Origin of the sequence: Sphingobium sp., assembly GCF_033795625.1 — a bacterium.
GTDB lineage: Bacteria > Pseudomonadota > Alphaproteobacteria > Sphingomonadales > Sphingomonadaceae > Sphingobium.
In genome coordinates this window covers 1-18,447 of the sequence record NZ_JARYGI010000039.1, presented here as the reverse complement: position 1 = coordinate 18,447, position 18,447 = coordinate 1, and the positions used below count along the sequence as shown (strand labels likewise).

Below are 18,447 nucleotides of genomic sequence, written 5' to 3'. Positions count from 1 at the left end.
CAACGGATGAAAGCGCGATTCCCGCTTGCGCGGCTATCGAAGCCTCGCTAATGGCTGCCTTCCTCGTGGGCGTGTAGCTCAGTGGTAGAGCACTGTGTTGACATCGCAGGGGTCGCAAGTTCAATCCTTGCCACGCCCACCATGAAAAACCCCGCAGAGATGCGGGGTTTTTTATTGTGGACAAATCAAGCTGGGGCGGCAGCGGCCCAACATACGTTATGGCTTCTCCAGCTCTGTTCATTATGCCGACGTAATGAATCCGCAGATTGATCTAGATCATGTACGGAAGTTGATCCTCCGCGCCAGAACGGCGCGAGAGACGTCGCGGTTTGCCATCGAACGCACAAAGATCCGCCTGCAGGAAACGGAAATTCAACCAAGCGAGCCGAGCGAAAGATGAAATACGCTGTAAGGTTGGATATCGGAGCGAGAGCGACTCCATCAATCCGGAAAAATACCTAGGCCCTATTGACCGAACCCCATCCCACTCCTGAAGGACAGCGGGTGCAGAAGCCGTCTCTTCGAGATTGCGTTAACGTTTCCAAAGCAAGTTCAAGCGTATAACCCCGCCATGCGTTTGGCGACTATCACGAACTGGGCTTATGGCGCGACCGTCTTTCTGACCATCGTATCTGGCACCTCTATGCTCCTGGCGTCGAACGCGCAGCAGCATGAACGAGCCGCCGTGGACCAGCGTTACCAGCTTGATCAACTGACATCCAAGTTCGGTTCCGACATCAACGCGCTTACCGAACAGGCCCGTCAGTACGTCAATACCGCCGACCCTACGTACCTTCTCCTCTACCGCCGCGAGGCTGCTAGCTTGCGGTCGGTCGAAGACCGGGTCCGTCATGTGCGCGACGCCGGCGCCAGCCTCGATGAAATAAATGCACTGAAACAGGCGGTACGATGGGCCGATGCGCTCCAGGACGAGCAACGCGCAGCCATAGCGGCCTACAAACGCGGCGACGAAGCCACGGCTCGCCGCCTTCTGTTCGGTGCCGAATATGAGCGTGAACTTGATCGTGCGAAGACCATGGTCGAGCGCTTTCAATATCGGCTGGACCAGCGCGTGGAGGCCGAGGTGTCGGCCGCAACCGACATGGCGCGATTGTGGAAGACGATTTCCGAAGTCGTCCTTGCCGCTACCGGCCTGCTGTTCCTGTGTGTCCTCTTTTTCGTGTTCAAGCAACGCGTCCTGCGCCCGGTAGTGCGGCTGAGCGACGTGGTAAGCCGCCTCGCGGCTCAGGATTACGCCGTCGAGGCGCCCAGCTATGGCCAGATCGATGAAATCGGCGACATGGCGCAGGCGATCCGCGTGTTCCGCGAAAATGGCCTGGAGCGGCAACGGCTGGAGGAAGAGCGTAATGCCGACCGGGCCTTGCGCGACCTTCTGTCGCGGATGACGCAGCGGATGCAGAGCTGCGATACGCTGCTCGATCTCAAGGAAGTCATCCAGCGCTTTGCGCCCCAGATCGCCCCCAGTCTCGCCGGGCGGCTTTATCTTCTGGACGACAGCCGCAACGCCGTTGCCGAAGCATGCAGTTGGCTCGGGCCAGTGCATTCGCGCCGTGAATTCTCGCCGATAGCGTGCTGGGCGCTGCGGCGCGGGCTTCCGCACCGGCCTGCGGGCGAAGCCGTCGACGTTCCCTGCGATCATCTGGAGGCGGATGAGGGGGCGCTTGTCGATTCGCTTTGCCTGCCGTTGACGGCACAGCGCGAAACGCTGGGGCTACTCTATTTCGAACCGCTTCCCGACCGCACCGGACAGCCCGCCACGTCCGAGATCTATCTGCGGATGCTTGCCGAGAACATCGGCCTGGCGCTGGCCAACCTGCGCCTGCGCGATGCCCTCCGCGAAATGGCGATGGCCGATCCCCTGACGGGCCTTGCCAACCGGCGGCAGCTGGACGACGTGCTGCAGGTTCAGCTTGCGGAAGCCGACCGGCTTGGCAAGCCGATCAGCTGCCTGATGCTCGATGTCGATCATTTCAAGCGGTTCAACGATGTGTTCGGCCATGATGCAGGGGACGCCGTTCTCCGCGCGGTTGGAACCGTCATGAAAACGCTGACTCGCGAACACGGTCTGGCGTTCCGCTTCGGCGGTGAGGAATTTCTGCAATTGATGCCCGAGTTGCAACCGGAACAAGCGGCAGCGCGCGCCGAGGAGATAAGGGCGCGGATCGGCGCATTACGCGTCGTACACGACGGCGAGGAGCTTGGGCCGGTAACTGTGTCGGTCGGCGTGGCGACCGCGCCGGAGCACTGCACCCTCCAACGCCTCGTCCAAACCGCAGACGCCGCCTTGCTGCGAGCCAAGACCTAGGGGCGGGATCGCGTCGAAAAGGCCCTCGCGCGGCAGGACCGAAGCGCCGCCTGAGAGCGATCTTTTACCCCAGAGCGACCCCGCACGGATCAAATAGCCGCGCCTGATGGTTTCCAAAGGCTACCAGCAACGGACCATCATGCCGCTTACGATCGATCTCCAAGGGCAGCACATGGCGCTATACGCAGCAGGCGTTGCGTTGGTGCTGTTCCTGCTGTTCAAGATTCCCTTCGTCGGTCGCGTCATCAGGGCGCTGTTCTCCTTTGCGCTGCTTGCCTTCTGTATCTTCGTCCTGTTCCAGCAAGCGCCCTTCGATCCCACCCTGTCGCGGCTTACCGCGCGCCTGGGGCTCGATGACCAGAACGTGCAGGGCGACGAAATTCGCATCCGGATGTCGCCAGACGGTCATTTCTGGGCGCGTGCGGCGATCAATGGCGTCGAGCGAAGGATGCTGGTCGACAGCGGCGCGACCATCACCGCGCTTTCGGAACCGACGGCGCGTCTCGCCTCCGTCGATCGAAGCTCCGGCCTGCTGCCGGTTATCATGCGCACCGCCAACGGTACCGTGCCTGCACAGACCGGCACAGTCGACAGGTTCGTCCTTGGCAGCATCGAGGCCAGCAACCTCAAGGTCGTCATCTCCCCAGCGCTGGGTCCGATCGATATCCTGGGCATGAACTTCCTGTCGCAGCTTGCCTCATGGCGCGTCGAAGGGCGCACGCTCGTTCTTGTCCCGCACAAGAGCGGCTAAAATCAGCGTTTTGTCTCAATGCTGTTCGATATGAAGGTATCGCGTGTTGAAGTCGGCGACGTGCGCTAGCGCCTTCCAGTCGGGAAAGGCGATGTTCCGCCTGTCGCGCTTGATGAGCCCTTCCAGTTCCAGTGCTCGGATGGTCCTGTTGACGTGCACCGGCGTCAGGCCGAGAGCATCTCCAAGCTGCTCCTGCGTCATGGGCAGATAATATCCGTCCGATCCGCTCAGTCCCTGCGTGTCGAGCCGGATGGCAAATTCGCAAAGCAGATGCGCCAGCCGGCCTTTCGCTTCCCGGCGACCGACGTTCACCACCCACTCGCGGAAGATGGATGCTTCTATGGAAAGATATACCATCGCCGCGCGCGCGATCTCGGAATTGCACAGGATGAGATTCCGCATCATTTCGTGCGGTACATGGGCAGCCTGGGCCGTGGTCAATGCCTGGACATTGTGGTCGGCGACTTCGAGGAACAGATGCTGGAAATCCAGCGGCTCGCCGGGTACATGCAGCGACACGATCTGCCGCGTTCCGTCACTTGTGAGCTTTTGACGGTAGGCGTAGCCGGAGACCAATATGGCACAGACGGAGATCTTCTCGGCCTCTCGCACCAGATAGGCCTCCGGCTCAAGATTTCGCATCGTACAGGGCAATGCCAGTATGGCGTCGACGCTCGCCTGCGAAAGAGGTGCATGCGTCCTCAGCCGGCGAACGAGCAACTCAAGCGGGTTGATCGGATGTTCCATGGTGACTCCCACAAACGAGGCGGGAGCACGCATAACTCTCAGTCGATGCAAGCCGAGCGTAGCAACGATGAGCCATCTTAACACATATCGCCTTGCGCGAGTTAACCTATATCGTGTTCGCACGTGGCAGTTGGCGCCCGGTATCCACAGGCTCCGGCTCGCATCCTTCGCCAGTGGCACTTCCGAACTGCGCATGGAAAGGGGCCAGATCTGTCCGGCTGTTGACCAATCGTGCCTTGCCTCCCAGACTCGTGGGCCAGGAAAAGTGCCACTTTATGAGAAGCGCCAGGAGAATGGCATCAGCTTAGAATCAGATACGCAGGATTTCGTGGTCCATCTCGGCCGGGCGTTCCAGCAACAACCGCGGGCGGGCTGCGTCATCCCGTCTTCCGGCTTGTTTCGCTTCGTTTCCAATAAAGGGGATCGGCGGCGAAGCGATCATTCGAATGTGCGCCGCGTCCGTCTGGACGGGTGGAAGAGCCCCTATCCGGCAGGCGCCAAGGGCCACATTGCCTTTAAGTTCAAGCTCGCGAAGTCCTGCTTTGCCACTGGCGATACGCCGGGCGCCTGGATCAATCTTTTCGAGCTTCACGCGAGGAAGCTCCCGACGGACAAGGAGGACCCCACAGGGCCATTGCGGCTGATCCTCGAACGGTCGGACGAGGGCAAGTTCTACTATCGCGTGCGGCTCCGGTCCTTTGATGGCGCAGTCACGATACTGAAGCAGGTGGAAGCAGTTCAGGGTCGGGAGGAGCACTTCACGATCGACTTCCGCAACGATCAAAGTGGCTGGGTCTTCGTGTCGCACAATGGACAACCCTTCGCCGACCATGAGGGCAGTTTCAGCTATGGGACGCGCGCCCTGTATGCCTGCTTTGGCTTGTACTCGTCCGAGCGGGAGGGGGAGATGCGTGCGGTGTTCGACATCGAGGCGCTGTAACTGTCTCTAACGCTCCGGCTGCTGGTCCCGCCTGTGGCTTGCCGCGAACAACTCTGCTTCGGTGACGACATCGATGCGCCCCCGATTGGCGTCCAGCCAGTCCAGGAGCCGCGGCAAATTGTCGAGCGCATTGTGGAAGGTGTAGATGGCCACGCCGCGATTGGCGATAGCCTGCTCCGCATGCTGCGTCAGGCGGTCGAAATCTCCAGCCGGAACGTCGGCTGCCAATGATTTGACCAGATAATTGTCGATGAAGGGGTAATTCTCTCCGTAGAGCACCGGATAGTCCGGCGCCTTTACGCTCCGCGCCGTGAAATAGGCGCGCGTTGCCCGCTGGTTCCGGGCGAACATACCGAACAGCTGCGGCTGTGTTTGCCCCACCTGACTGAAGTAGGAGCCAAAGCCCGGGTCCCCGAGCCCGTTCCTGGCCGCAAATGCCTTCTGCTTCTTCATTTCAGCGTCTTGTTGCGCCGCGCTCATCGCAAGATAGGGGGCAAGCTGTTCCGAAGAATAGGCCTGCTGCATCCACTGCCACCCCGCGTCGCGCAGGACATGCACCTGCGCGGTGCTGAGGTGCCCCGGCGCATTGAAGGTCTGCGCCAGGGCTCCCAGATTATACACGCCCTTGAAGCCTTTGGCCTTGAAGAGTGGCAAGGCAGTGTCGACAATGCTGGAATAGCCATCGTCGAAGGTGATCATGGCTTTGGCTTTGCCAAGGGCCGATGGCTGGAAATAGGGACTGCCCAGTTCGATGATCATGGGCGTTGGTCCGCCCCGAACCGTCAGCCGGATGAATCGAACGGCAGCAAGGTTCGCGCCCGTTCCGACCGCATGCAGGTCATTGGAGTGCAACCCGAAATTCTGCCATCGGCCGGGCGCTGCGCCGCGGGGTTGAGAGGTCAGAACGCTTCGCAGTGCGCTGGGCCCTTCGGTGAACGGCGCCATCTCATGATAATTGCCAGTGGGCGCGGCGGGCGTGCCTTCGGAATGGAACTCGAGAGACCAGCGCAAGGCGGATTCACAGTTGGCGATCGGCTTGAACGGCAGCACCGTGTAGCCCGCCCGCACATCGACCGGCTTGGGCAGGCGTGACGCCGAGGCAATCGTGTACACCGTAGCGCCGCTCGTCGTGAGGCGCAGGACGGTTTTCGCTTGGAACGGATTGTCGGTGCTCGGCGCATCGCTCAGTGCCGGGTCCGGTGCCTGTAAAACCGCTGTGGACGACAGGTCAGCCAACGGCGTCGTTGGCGGTATGTCCAAGGGGGCATAGCTGCCCTCGTCTGAAATCGCCGCCGTCAAGCTTGCTGGATTGCGACCATCTGCTGCCAAATTGCCGATGAAGGCTGCCGGCGCATCGGACAGGCTGAGCAGCACACCGACGCCGATCCCCAACAGCATGACTGCCAGCAAGGCCTTTCCCAAGGTTCTTTTAAGCGTTCTCACGATGGTCCCATAACATACAAGCCCAGAAAATCCCCTCAGCCATCTTCAGGCGCATCCTTGAAGTGAGGCATCAGCCAGACCGGGTCCACTTCACGAGCAAAACCGGGCAAGCCACGCTGCGGCTCGCGTAAGCGGCATCTCGCCACCCCGGTTATGACGCCACTACGCTTTCTAAACGTAACAGTTTGTGCAATTGGCTGTCGCCTGGATAGCCGGGCGGTGCGCCAAATACGAGTAGTTGCTCCGTACAGGAAACCGGATGTGGTATAGGGCAGTACCGCGTCACCAGGCGTGGTTTGCGGGAGTTCAGTACACTGCGTTGCGTCGTAATCGAATGCTCCACTCCCCCGACGGCGGCGGCATCAACCACGCTGGCGAGCGGCTTCTTGGATGCGTTCGGAGTGGGGCGGCGCGATGGCTAGAGCTCCCGGCAGACGAGGAAATGCTTCGCTATCCAGCCATGTCCTGATCACCGCGCTGCTCGCCGCAATCCTGGTGCAGGCAGCGAATATCTTCGACGTATTCTGGCCCGGAGCCACCTACTTCGCCTACCTCGTTCAGGCACTGATCTTCCTTATCTATCTGGTGTTCCCGATGACCCGGATCAGGCTCGCGGTCATGCTGCCAGCGTTCGGTACGATACTGTTTCTCGTAATCGAGCATATCCGCTTCTGCCACATCGCCGAGCGGCCCTATAACTTCAACGCGCTACTCTTCTATCTGCCTCTTCTGAGCTTCGTGCCGTTGTATAAGAGCGGCCTTCCGGCTTCCCGAATCACTAGCATATTGTTCGTGCTTTCTACGATCTACGTGGCCGTGTACGTCGTCGCGCACGATCTTATTCTCAGTGGCGGACTTGGTGACAATCGCGCTATTCGCAATGGCGATTTCGAACGCGGCGCACGGCTGTATCTTGCCGCCGGCTTCGCAACATTCATGGCGTTCTACACGATCACGAACCGCCGGATGGCGTTTCTGCTCAGGGTCGCGATATTCGCGCTCGCCGTGGCCGCAGTCTGGCTGAGCGGATTTAGAACCCTCGGGTCCATCTTCATCGTCATCATGCTTCTGTATTCGCTAAGGCTCCTTGGCACCCCGACGCGCATAGCGCTCTTCGGCGTGTTTCTTGCGATCTCGGGCGGGCTGCTGCTTGGCTTGATCATACCTCAGTGGAACCCCTTCCAGAGCATGTCCAGCGACGGGTCCGCCTTCGCGCGCGCCCTTGAATATGATGTGGCGATGAAGGTCATCAAAGAGCATTTGATTCTGGGGGTCGGGATCGCCAGCGACTTCGAGGCGCAGCAAGCCGTTTTCAGGACACGGGAATACGAGCCGCTCTACCCTACCGACCTCGGAATATTGGGGCCTTTCATCCACTTCGGCATCGTCGGCGTAGTCGCCTTTCTGATCATCACCTATGTCTGCATGGTTCCAATGCCGGGCAAGAACGACGGATCCGGGTTCCGCGGCCTGCAATTGAACGGTCTTCTGTGCGGCCTGATGGGTGTCATAAGCCCCTCATTGCTGCTCGATCCCAACGCGCTGTTCCTGTCGATCCTGCTTGTCGCCCGTCTGCGGGAAGGGCCGCTGGTCCGTCCCATCCGTTTCGAAAGGGTCTGGTTTGAAGCGCTGCCCCAGCGCTATGGTCTTGCGCTGGCCAGCTTACGCTCTCTGTTCAGACGGAGAAGCACCCATGATCAAATTGCGACGCACTATTCGCCGCCGGACAGCAGGTCGCGATAGCTGCGACCGCGGATTACGAAACAACGTGCTTGTTTACTCCGCGGCGTAGCTCAGCAGCGAGCGGGTGGCGAAGGAAGTACAGCCCTCCCCCCCACAGGATCACACCACCCAATACTGCCGCGAGCAACGGCACCACGGCAATGTCGGCGTTGAAGCCATGATAGGCGCTCAACACGCCCGCCGGGGCGCAGGCCAGCAGCGTAAGCAGTGCGCTCCTGCCGTAAATCCCCGTGAAGTCGGAGAGCGATGTTCCGGTCATGCGATTGAGATGCGGCCGATACAGGAACAGCGCGAACAGAGCGTCCACTACGCGCGCCGCTGCTGCAGCCTCCAGGCTGATCATGCAGCCACCAACAAAAGCCGACAAGGCGACGCCGCTGCGGATGAACTCGATACGCGTCTGTGTCCGCAGCTGCCCGGTGGCCGCAAATAATTCCCATGTCATGGTGATCGCGACCTGTATCACCGACCCCAGCATGATCAGCGCCAGAGGCGCTGCGGCTCCGATCCACCGCTCCCCATAGACGATGAGGATGAACGGCTTGGCGATTATTGCGAAGCCGATGAAAGCAGGCCACAAGATTGCCGTGACGATCTCGACCGTGCGCAGATATCGCTCGCGCAGAGACTCGCCGCTACGGTGCAGCGCCGCGTAGTCGACGAGCATGACTCGTCCGATGAGAAGGTGGACGTTGCTCCAGATCATTCCATTGAGCCCGCTTGCACGGCTGTAAAGGCCGAGGGCAGACAAGCCGAGCAGCCGGGCAACCGCGATATCCGACAGCCGCGTCGACAGTGAGTTGATGCCCGATACGGCAAGCATTTGCAGTCCGAAATCCCCAACTCGCCGCCATGAGTGGAAGCCGATCCGGAAGCTCACATGACGGAACCCGACGATGCACATCAGAATTGCGGTCACGGCGCCATTCACCCACTGCGCATAAGGCACGCTCATGTAGCTGTAGCCGTACAGCACCAGGATGATTGTCGCGACGGTGCCGCAGACTGTTCCCGCCGTATTGACCAGCGCGATCTCCTTGAACCGGCCTTCGCGCTCCAGCGTGGCCGCTGGCAGGAAAATGAATATCTGAAACAGCGGCGTGATCGCGAGGACGGACAGGGCGCGCTGGACCCCCGGATCACCGACGAACTGCCCTCCGGCTAGACTGACCGCTTCGATGACTCCGGCCAGGACGATCGATATCAACGCATTGATCGTGAACGCCGTGGTGGAAATCTCGGGCGTCAGCACCTCCTCGCGCACGATAAGCGCCTGCAATCCCAGGTTCTGTATCAGAGCCAATACCGCGACCAGCGCCAAGGCGACCGCATATATGCCAGCGTCATGCAGGGTCAGATAACGCGCCAACACTATGGTCGACGCGAATTGCAGCACCATGGAGACGACTTGTGCGCCGCCCATCCACGCAAGCGATCTTTTGACCGTCATCAGAGCCCGTCACCATGGATGGCAGGGAGCCGCGCCATGTTCAAGAGGCCGCCGGGAGGCCAAGCGCGCCCCGCAGCATTGTAAAGGCTCGAGCCCAGCGTTGCGCCAGCACTTCGGCCGCCATGGCCTTGAACAATAGCGGGAAGGCTATGATCAGCGTCATGGGACGGTGAATGCGAAGGTAGCGAAACTTGCTCCGCGTCATCCAGTAGGTCGAGCCAAGCGTCGGGACGCCATGGTCGTTCGATCCGGTAGAGGCGCCGACCTGATGATAGACTATCGCGTTCGGGCAGAAACCCAGCCGGAACTTGCCTGATTTCAGGGCCCGGGTCGCCCAGTCGAGTTCCTCCCAGTAGAGAAAATATCCTTCGTCCATATACCCCACCTGCTCGATGAGCTCTCTCCGAACGAAAGCAGCGGCGCCGTTGACATAGCTCAGTTGCGCTTCGATGGACCGGGCATCGACTGGCGCGTTCGCCGGAAGCCCCTCGCCGATCTGTTCGCAGCGGGCGCGATAGGGAAGGAAACGGCCGCCGCCAAGGGTTTGGACTTGCCCTTCGTCCTGCGAGTAGAGAACTTTCGCGCCGCAGATGCCAATCGAAGTATCCTTGGCCACTTGCCCGACCAGGGCTCGGAGCGCGTGCCAATCGACGAAGGTGTCATTGTTGAGGACCCAGACATACTCCACTTCCCGGTCCAGGAGAGCCAGGCGAATGCCCACATTGTTGCCGAAAGCATAGCCTCCGTTGCGCCCCGTCGAAGCGATCCAGAGCCGTCGCCTATCCGCAGGCGATGTGAGAAGCTCACGCGCCTCCGGCGATACTTGGCAAAGCGCGAACTCCGCCATGTTCTGCGCACGGCGCTGTTCGTTCATCAGCGGCAGGCTGCTCTCCAGGCCGGCAAGGATCGTTTCGACAGAGCCATCCTCCGACTGGTTGTCGCAGACGATGATGTCCAGATGGGAGTAATCCAGCTTCAGCACGCTGAGGACACAGGCAATCGTTTCCTGTGGCCGCCGCCAATTGAGCACTACCACCGCAACGCCCGGCTCTGCAGTCGAGGCTGCCCGGGACGCGCCAGGGGCCGCCATATCATCACTCCGCATCATCCGTCAGCAGATAGACCGAAACGGACGGCAATGTCAGGCAGATTCACCGCTTTGCGTGCTATCCCGATAAACGCAGAAGAAGCCTCCGTGCTGCTGCACGATCCCTTCGAGTCATCGGCCATCGTAGCTATTTGGATGAAGTTCATGCATTCCGGATGACAAGCTTCCCTGCCGCCACTAGAGCGGCGCGGTGCAAGCGATCCGCCGCCTCGTTTTCGACAATCCTAAGCTGGCAGGCTTTGTGCTAGCGCTGGCACTTGCCTTGAAGCTTGTCGTTTCGGCCGGATACATGCCGGTCATATCCGGAGGACAGTTCATCGTCAGCATCTGCTCCGGGACGGGGCCGGTGACGATGGTCATGACGATCCCCGGCACGGGGCAAGAAAAAAAGGGTGGCGAGCAGCCGGGCAAAGCGGAGCAGCCCTGCGCCTTTGCCAGCCTGTCCGCACCGCTCCTGGCTGCGGCAGATCCCCTATTGCTTGCGTCAGCAATTCTCTTTGTCTTGGCTCTGGGGCTACGCGTCGTCGTGCCGCTGGCCACTGTCGCGCCGCCTTATCTGCGCCCGCCCTTGCGGGGTCCTCCATCCCTGATCTGACCTAAGAAGTCGTCTCTGCAGCCTGTAGTGGATCGTGCCTGCGCACGTCCGTGGCGACGCGGCGCGACTTACTCGACTCAGACATTGTGTCCGACCGCGTTGCGGCTCGGCCTCGACCATATGGTGGATCAGACCCGTGAAAATTCTACTTGCTGCATCCGCAGCTTCGATATGCTTTGCCACGCCCGCTTTCGCGCGCACCTCAGACAGTGACGATGAGAACAGCGTGCGCTTCAGCGACATTGTCGTGACGGCAACGCCCGATACTGCGCAAGCCACCGCCGCCATCCGGCGCACACCCGGCGCGGTCGCGGTGGTCCCCGACACGGCGTTCAAGAACACGCCCGTCCAGACCATCAAGGACATCCTTGCCTATGTCCCTGGAGTGATCACCCAGCCCAGGATGGGCGATGACGCCCGCGTTTCGATACGCGGTTCCGGATTGTCGCGTGCCTACGGCAACCGCGGTGTGACCATGTATATCGACGGCATTCCGCTGAACGCATCAGATGGCCTGCTGGATCTCTTCGAGGTCGATCCCAGCGCCTATCGCTATGTCGAGGTGTTCAAGGGCGCCAATGCCCTGCGCTACGGATCGAACGCACTGGGGGGAGCGATCAATCTTGTGACGCCTACGGGCAGCGACGCCTCGCCGCTCGACGCGCGCATCGACGTCGGCAGCTTCGGTTATGTCAAAGGTCAGGCCAGCACTGGCGGCGTGTCAGGCGCGCTCGACTATTTCGCGACGATCTCGGCGCAGCGGATCGATGGGTATCGCGATCATAGCGGCGGCGATGCGATCCGCGGCAATATCAACGTCGGCTATCAAATCTCGCCGGGCGTCCAGACGCGCTTCTACGTCTATGGCGCCACGACGAACCAGCATATCCCGGGCGAGGTCAATAAAGACCAGGCGATCAACGCACCCCGATCGGCAAACCCCATATGGATCATCCAGGATCAGCAGCGCAATGTCGATTCGATCCGCATCGCCAACAAGACCACTTTGCACTTCGGAAAGACGACGGTCGACCTGAGCGTCTTCTACAATCATCGCGACGTCGATCATCCGATCTTCCAGTATTACGACTTCAATTCTAACGACTATGGCGGGTTCGTGCGCGCCGTAGATGATCGATCGCTGGGAAGTATCCGCAACCGCCTGATCATCGGCGCCAATATTCAGGCCGGTACCAACGACACAGACTATTTCGTCAATCTGCCCGGCGCCGTGAAGGGCGCGCCGACCGCTTCCATGATGGACAGATCGAAGAATGTTTCGGCTTATGCGGAAGACTCGCTCTACCTGCGGCCGAATCTCGCGATTATTGCCGGCATCCAGTTTCTGCACGCGAGCCGGCACCGCCGCGACCGCTTCCTTTCCAACGGCGATCAGTCAGGCAAGAAGAGCTATGACCTATGGAGCCCGAGGTTTGGCGTGCTTTGGGATGTCGATGCTGAGTGGCAGGTGTTCGCCAACGTGTCGCGCAGCGCCGAAGTGCCGAGCTATGACGCCAACATCATTACCCCCGCGGGTGGGGTAGATCTTCGCGCGCAGCGGGCAACGACATACGAGATCGGCACCCGCGGACGTCGCGGTGCCATCGGCTGGGACCTATCCCTCTACCGCTCGGTGATCAGGGGCGAGTTGCAATGCTTGACCACCGGCCCGTTCAGCGCATGCAGCATCATCAACGCTGGCCAAACCGTGCATCAGGGCATCGAGGCAGGACTTGATGCCGCCATTCCCCTGTCGGCCCTCGTGTCAGGCGACAAGCTGACGATCACCGCTGCCTATACCTACAGCGACTTCTTCTTTGATGGCGACCCGATCTACGGCGACAATGAGTTGCCGGGCGTCCCAAGACATTATCTGCGTGCCGAACTGCTCTACAAGCACCCAAGCGGCTTCTATGCCGGACCCAATGTTGAATGGGCGCCTGGACATTATTACGCGGACAACGCCAACACGCTTACGGTCGATCCTTACACATTGCTCAATCTCAAGGCCGGGCTCGACGTGGATGGCCGTTGGTCCGCCTATGTCGAAGGCCGCAATCTCACGAACAAGCATTACATCTCCGCTGTTGCGACGGCGGGGGTCGCAAACGCTGCATCGGAGCTTTTCAATCCTGGCATCGGGCGAGCCGTGTTCGGCGGCGTGCGGTTTCGATGGTGACGCAGGATCATTGCCTGATGGTGAGGGGAGCCTCTATTCAGCTTGGTCTGCGTACGCTTTCACCAAGCGGTAGAGGAATTTCCTCGCCTCCATTACCGACCTCACGCGGATGCGCTCGTTGAGGCCATGCACGCCATTGCCATCGGGATCGCGGAAGATGCCCGAAATCCCATAGGTCGGGATGCCGGCGGCATTCAGCGTCACGGCGTCGGTGGCGCCTGTCGCCATGTGCGGCACCATCGGCACGCGGGGCCACACTGCCGCCGATGCACGCTGCGCCGGGCCGAAAACCGCGTCCGTAACCGGCGCAGGCGCGGCAGGTTTATAGGTCCGGCCTGCCGTGATCTTGACGTCCGGATCGTCGATGACCTTCGCGAGCGTCGCCTGGATCTCCTCGGTCGGCACGCCCGGAATGACGCGGCAATTGATAGTTGCCGTTGCCCGCTGCGGAAGGGCGTTACCGGCATGGCCGGCCGACAGCAAGGTCGCAACGCAGGTCGTGCGCAGCATCGAATGATAGGCGGGCGAGCGGTTGAGTATGTCGCTTGCCGCCCTGTCCTCCGGATTGGCGACAATCGCGGTCATCGCCGCGCCTTCCTCGCCACCCAAGATCTTCGCCATCTTCGTGAAGTAGCCGCGGTTCGCGTCTATGAACTGGACGGGAAAATCATATTTGCTGAGCTTGTCGAGCGCGCGAGCCAGGCTGTAGATCGCATTATCCGGGCGCGGCAGGGATGAATGACCGCCGGGATTGGTAGTCTCCAGCGTGAAGCTCATCACCACCTTCTGTGCAGCCTGGAACGTCTGGTCGATATATTTGCCGGTCGCGTCCAACTCGCCATATCCGCCTTCGTTGAGCGCTATGCCCGCGTCCACCAGTTCCCGCTGATTGTCGACCAGCCATTTCGCGCCATTGAGGTACAGCCCCTCCTCGCCGCAGGTCAGCGCCATCTTGATGGTGCGCAGCGGCTTGTACCCTTCCGCCTGATAGCGCAGCAGATTGTCGGCCCAGATCGCATCCTGCGCCTTCATGTCCGCGACGCCACGCGCGTAGAAATAGCCGCCCTCCTCGATCAGGGTGAAGGGGTCGCGGGTCCAGTCCGCCCGCCGCGCGTTCACGACGTCGATATGGCCCAGCATCAGCACGGCCTTCAGCTTGGGATCGCGCCCCGGATACACGGCGACAAGCGCGCCCGCCTTGGGGTGCCCTTCCGGCACGAACAGGTGCAGATTTGCCTGGGGAAAGCCCGCCGCCTTCATCCGCGCCGCGACTTTCTCCGTGACCGTCGTGCAGTTGCCCGTGTCGAAACTGGAATCGATTTCCACCATCTCCTTGAACAACGCCCGGAACGCGGCCTCCCCCGGCTCTGGCGCAGCACGTGCAGGCGCCTGAAAGGCCATCGCCGTCAGACTGACCGCTGCGCAAAATGCAAGGCTTGCTCTTCCCAACACTTTCACTCCCATATCTGCCCCGCGCACTTCCGCGCCGCCCGTGAAATGGCCGACATCAGGGCTTCTCTCCCATCTTCACCAGTTCATCCACACTGAAGGGCCGGCCGTTGGTAATGACTTTCCGCACGTTGAAGGTATTTGCGATGTTCTCGCGCGGATCGCCCTCAAGCAGCACGATGTCGGCAAGCTTGCCCGCTTCGATGGTTCCCGCGTCCAGATTGAGCGCCTCCGCAGGCGTCCTTGTCGCCGATTGCAGCGCCTGGAACGGCGTCAATCCCGCATCGACATAGGAGGCGATCTCGGCGTGCAGGTTGATGGCGATCGTCGTGTCCGTCCCGGCCGTGATCCGGGTTCCCGCGTCATACATGGCTTTTAGCGACTGCAAGCTTCCCGCCAGCATCGACTGCCGCATCGTCATCAGCATCGGATTCTGCTCCAGCACCGACTTTTGCGCCCAGCCGGGATACAGCCCCAAGCGAGAGTCGTTCTTGTAGGCGGGATTTTTCTCCAGATAGCCGAGCAGCGCGCCGAAGTTCGTCGGCGTGAGCACGCGCTGGCTCTGCCCGAACAGCTGGATCACATCCTCATAGGAGCGCGCCTGCGGCCCCTGCTTTGGCGAATATCCCCGCCGGCTCGTCGCGCCCATATGTTCGGTGGCGTCTACGCCCGTATAGGCGGCGGGATAGATTTCGTGGCCCGTCACCGGAACACCCATCTTGTGCGCCGCATCGACGATCCGCCGCTGGTAGAGGTCGGGCATCCGGACGTAACTCTTCATCACGTCATATTTCAGCAGCCGGGCGCGCTCCAGTTCGCGCTCCAGATGAGCCGGGCCGGCCACGGCCACGCCCATCTTGTAATAGACGCGCTGCCATTCCAGCAACGGCCCGTTGGTGTAGATGCGCGGCCCGATGCGCACGCCTGCTTCGCTGGCCTCGCGATCCTCCACGCCGTCATAGGGCTGATTGCCTGGATCGCGCACGGTGGTGATGCCATAAGCGAGCCACGCCCGATGCGCGTTCGCGCCGAAATCCTTCTGCACATGCGCATGATGTTCGATGAGGCCGGGGATCGCCGTCAGCCCGGTTCCGTCGACGAACTTGGCGGCGGACGTATGCAGCGCCGGGTCATGATCGCTGATCGACGCGATCCGGTTCCCCTCGATCACGATGTCCTTGTCATGCTGCGTCACGTCCTGAACGGCGTCGACCAGATTGCTGACGTGCACGACAGTCCGCCCGGCGGGCTTCGCCAGCGTGTAGCTCAGATTGACGGGAATTTCCCGGATGACTCCAGTCTCGATGTCGATCGACTTCACCTTGTCAGCGGACTGGTAGATGATCGTCCTGGAATCCCCGGCCCATGACGGGAAGTAGGAAATCTCGGACGTATAGCTGCGCGGCGGGCCAGAGGGGGTGCCATCGGCCGACACGGGCCAGATCTTAAGCACACCTTCGTAGATCGCCGCCATCTTCGTGCCATCGGGCGACCATGCTGGTCCGCCGCCGCCGCGCGTGTCTATCGACGCGTTCGCCTGCGGGACCTGCCACACGGGCGGGCCCTTGCCATCCGCCGGGATCACGTAGATCTGATTGGTGCCTTCGCGGAAGCTGGATGAGAATTTGTACGAAAGCCCGATGGCGACGTTCTTGCCGTCCGCGGACCAGCTTGGCGAGCCCGGCTGGCCCAACGACGCTTGCAACCGCGTGATCGCGCCAGTCGCGACGTCGACTACGCATACGCCCGCTACGCCCCACATGCCGTCAACGTCGATGAAGGCGATGCGCGTCCCGTCCGGCGACCAGTCCGCGCCGAGCGGCTGTGTATCCATCCGCGTGAGCTGGCGGTCCCGGCCAGTCCTCAGGTTGCGTATCCACAATTGCGGCAAGCCACCGCCCTTGTCGGACGTGTAGACGAGGCTCGATCCGTCCGGGGACCAAGCGACGTCGGCCTCCATCGCGTGATCCTTGGTCAGGTTCTCCGGAGTGCCGCCAGCGGCAGGCATCAGATAGAGGTCGCCCAGAGCGACGAAAGCGATCTGGCTTCCGTCAGGAGAAATGGCAGGCTTGACGATGCCCAGCGCGCGGCGCGGTGTCGTGGTGTCGAAGTCACGCCTGGCGCGCGTATATTGCGGCCGCGTGACTTCCAGCTTTGCGGTAAACGGGACTTCCGCGACGCGGCTCCCCGAACGGCGGCGGATACGGCCATCGGAAACGTAGTAATAGCCGCCCTTCCCCGGCAGCCAGGACACGCGGAACGGAAAGACATTCTCGTCCCCTGATACCGGCTTGCCGTCGATTTCAAGGCGGCTGCCTTTGGCGTCCGCTACGACATAGGCAAGCTGCCCGTCGGGTCCCCAGGAAGGCGCGTCGACACGGCCCTCGACCTGTTTCAGCATCCGCTCCTTGCCACCTGACAGCGCCACCGCCCACAAGGCCGTCTGCGCGCCCTGGGTGCTGGAATAGGCGATCTCTCGTCCATCCGGCGACCATGTCGGCATCCGGTCTTCATCGGGATTGCTGGTGATCTGCTCAAGCTTGCCGGTAGCGACTTCGATCGTCCAGATATTGTAGCTCGCCGACCCCTGCCGGTCGGAGGAGAAGGCGATCTTGCTGCCGTCCGGCGACCATGCGGGCTCCCGATCGTCATAGGTGCCCTCGGTCAGCTTCTTCGCGCCGGACCCGTCAGGCGACACCGTCCATAGGTCATATCCGCCGTCACGATAGGCGAAGTAGGCCAGCGTCTTGCTGTCGGGCGACCACACCGGCTGGCGCGCATCGTTGAAATAGTCGGTGATGAGCTTCGCCCTGCCGCCCTTCGCGGGGATGATCCACAGGCTGCCCTGAAGATCCACGGCCAGAAATTCGCCGTTGGGGGAGACGGACACCGCCATCGACGTGCCCTCATGGACATCGAATGCGACTGTCTTACCCTGGCCCGGCGGAAGGGGCTGCACCGGCTCCGCGCGAACCGCAACCGGCGTGACTCCTGCGAGCGCCGTTGCCGCCAGCAGTAGCGACGCCATGACATGCCTCATGCGAATACCCCTTGAGCCCTGAAGAAGTTACCAACCAAAGACGTAGCGTTCGCGCCTTACGTCCGCGCCGCCCCGCAATGTGCCCAGGCCCGGCGCCACTCCGGCGGCGACGATGCCTGTCGAAACGCCATAGGGACCAAGCACGTCCAGCTTGTGTCCGCGCGCCTTCAACGCCGCCCGCACATCCTCCGGCACCCGGTCCTCGATCTCCAGCACGCCGGGTTCATCCTTCTTGACCATGAACGAACCGTGGAAGTGGTTGGAGTTAATCCGCGGCGCCTCAATCGCCGCCTGCAGAGGCTGACCAAAGGCGAGCACCCGCAGCAGCACATTCATGATCTGCTGGTCCTGATTGTCGCCGCCCGGCGTGCCGATGGCGAGGAAAGGCGCGCCCTCCTTCATCACGATGCAGGGCGAGAGCGTCGTGCGCGGCCGCTTGCCCGGCGCGAGCACATTGGGGCTTTCTGGATCGAGGTCGAACACCGTCATGCGATTGCTCATCGGCACGCCGGTGTCGCCCGCAACATAGGCGCCGCCCAGCAACCAACCGGAACTCGGCGTACAGCTGAACAGATTGCCCTCGCGGTCGACCACCTCCACCTGATCTGCCCCCTTCTGAGTGGTCCAGAATCTCTGTTATTTTGGATTATGAAGGAGTTTGGAAATGGGCAAGAGG

Annotated in this window: 12 protein-coding genes, 1 tRNA gene and 1 pseudogene; 7 read left to right on the top strand and 7 right to left on the bottom strand. The window is 61.3% G+C overall.

Translation table 11 applies throughout. The features are described 5' to 3' along the window. Positions 1 to 67 precede the first annotated feature (67 nt). The 3 genes from QHC67_RS15790 (at position 68) to QHC67_RS15780 (ending at position 3,077) form a co-directional block, all read left to right on the top strand. A tRNA-Val gene (locus QHC67_RS15790) sits at positions 68 to 142 on the top strand. 429 nt (positions 143 to 571) lie between these two features. Further along, positions 572 to 2,326 (top strand): diguanylate cyclase, encoded by a 1,755-nt coding sequence (locus QHC67_RS15785; protein WP_319295726.1) that lies wholly within the window; start codon positions 572 to 574, stop codon positions 2,324 to 2,326. A 139-nt stretch (positions 2,327 to 2,465) separates the two neighbouring features. Further along, entirely contained in the window at positions 2,466 to 3,077 is a 612-nt protein-coding gene (locus QHC67_RS15780; RefSeq protein ID WP_319295725.1) for a TIGR02281 family clan AA aspartic protease, read from the top strand. Between the two features lie 15 nt (positions 3,078 to 3,092). On the opposite strand, the gene QHC67_RS15775 is transcribed toward QHC67_RS15780, so the two are convergent. Next, a complete protein-coding gene (locus QHC67_RS15775) occupies positions 3,093 to 3,824 on the bottom strand; it encodes a Crp/Fnr family transcriptional regulator (protein ID WP_319295723.1) in 732 nt (243 codons plus the stop codon). Positions 3,825 to 4,089: 265 nt separating this feature from the next. Here QHC67_RS15775 and QHC67_RS15770 point away from each other — a divergent pair, with 265 nt between their 5' ends. Beyond that, positions 4,090 to 4,764 carry a hypothetical protein gene (locus tag QHC67_RS15770; RefSeq protein ID WP_319295721.1) on the top strand — a complete coding sequence of 225 codons (675 nt, stop codon included), beginning with the start codon at positions 4,090 to 4,092 and terminating at the stop codon, positions 4,762 to 4,764. Positions 4,765 to 4,770: 6 nt separating this feature from the next. Here the strand turns inward: QHC67_RS15770 and QHC67_RS15765 are convergent, their stop codons facing one another. Beyond that, the gene (locus QHC67_RS15765) at positions 4,771 to 6,207 is read right to left on the bottom strand and encodes a hypothetical protein (RefSeq protein ID WP_319295719.1); all 1,437 of its coding nucleotides are present in this window, start codon (positions 6,205 to 6,207) and stop codon (positions 4,771 to 4,773) included. A gap of 414 nt (positions 6,208 to 6,621) precedes the next feature. Between QHC67_RS15765 and QHC67_RS15760 the strand changes: the two genes are divergently transcribed. Continuing rightward, positions 6,622 to 7,950: an O-antigen ligase family protein gene (locus QHC67_RS15760; protein WP_319295718.1), complete on the top strand. Its 1,329-nt coding sequence runs from the start codon at positions 6,622 to 6,624 to the stop codon at positions 7,948 to 7,950. A 13-nt stretch (positions 7,951 to 7,963) separates the two neighbouring features. Here the strand turns inward: QHC67_RS15760 and QHC67_RS15755 are convergent, their stop codons facing one another. After that, positions 7,964 to 9,400, bottom strand: a complete 1,437-nt coding sequence (locus QHC67_RS15755; protein WP_319295716.1) for an oligosaccharide flippase family protein — start codon at positions 9,398 to 9,400, stop codon at positions 7,964 to 7,966. 40 nt (positions 9,401 to 9,440) lie between these two features. Next, on the bottom strand, positions 9,441 to 10,490 hold the full coding sequence (locus QHC67_RS15750; protein ID WP_319295715.1) for a glycosyltransferase family 2 protein: 1,050 nt from the start codon (positions 10,488 to 10,490) through the stop codon (positions 9,441 to 9,443). A gap of 208 nt (positions 10,491 to 10,698) precedes the next feature. On the opposite strand from QHC67_RS15750, the gene QHC67_RS15745 reads away from it, so the two are divergent. Next, positions 10,699 to 11,103: a DUF2946 family protein gene (locus QHC67_RS15745; RefSeq protein WP_319295713.1), complete on the top strand. Its 405-nt coding sequence runs from the start codon at positions 10,699 to 10,701 to the stop codon at positions 11,101 to 11,103. A 136-nt stretch (positions 11,104 to 11,239) separates the two neighbouring features. Next, positions 11,240 to 13,282, top strand: a complete 2,043-nt coding sequence (locus tag QHC67_RS15740; RefSeq protein WP_319295711.1) for a TonB-dependent receptor — start codon at positions 11,240 to 11,242, stop codon at positions 13,280 to 13,282. A gap of 33 nt (positions 13,283 to 13,315) precedes the next feature. Here the strand turns inward: QHC67_RS15740 and QHC67_RS15735 are convergent, their stop codons facing one another. The 3 genes and pseudogenes from QHC67_RS15735 to QHC67_RS15725 all read right to left on the bottom strand — a co-directional run. Continuing rightward, positions 13,316 to 14,734 carry a M20/M25/M40 family metallo-hydrolase gene (locus QHC67_RS15735; RefSeq protein ID WP_319295709.1) on the bottom strand — a complete coding sequence of 473 codons (1,419 nt, stop codon included), beginning with the start codon at positions 14,732 to 14,734 and terminating at the stop codon, positions 13,316 to 13,318. 55 nt (positions 14,735 to 14,789) lie between these two features. Continuing rightward, positions 14,790 to 17,759: an amidohydrolase family protein gene (locus tag QHC67_RS15730; protein ID WP_319295708.1), complete on the bottom strand. Its 2,970-nt coding sequence runs from the start codon at positions 17,757 to 17,759 to the stop codon at positions 14,790 to 14,792. A gap of 39 nt (positions 17,760 to 17,798) precedes the next feature. Continuing rightward, positions 17,799 to 18,380: pseudogene (locus tag QHC67_RS15725) on the bottom strand (gamma-glutamyltransferase); the annotation flags it as partial. Positions 18,381 to 18,447: the final 67 nt, after the last annotated feature.

Coding starts and splice junctions, on each gene's coding strand:
- QHC67_RS15785 (WP_319295726.1), top strand. CDS start 572: ATGCGTTTGGCGACTATCACGAACTGGGCTTATGGCGCGACCGTCTTT.
- QHC67_RS15780 (WP_319295725.1), top strand. CDS start 2,466: ATGCCGCTTACGATCGATCTCCAAGGGCAGCACATGGCGCTATACGCA.
- QHC67_RS15775 (WP_319295723.1), bottom strand. CDS start 3,824: ATGGAACATCCGATCAACCCGCTTGAGTTGCTCGTTCGCCGGCTGAGG.
- QHC67_RS15760 (WP_319295718.1), top strand. CDS start 6,622: ATGGCTAGAGCTCCCGGCAGACGAGGAAATGCTTCGCTATCCAGCCAT.
- QHC67_RS15755 (WP_319295716.1), bottom strand. CDS start 9,400: ATGACGGTCAAAAGATCGCTTGCGTGGATGGGCGGCGCACAAGTCGTC.
- QHC67_RS15750 (WP_319295715.1), bottom strand. CDS start 10,490: ATGGCGGCCCCTGGCGCGTCCCGGGCAGCCTCGACTGCAGAGCCGGGC.
- QHC67_RS15730 (WP_319295708.1), bottom strand. CDS start 17,759: ATGGCGTCGCTACTGCTGGCGGCAACGGCGCTCGCAGGAGTCACGCCG.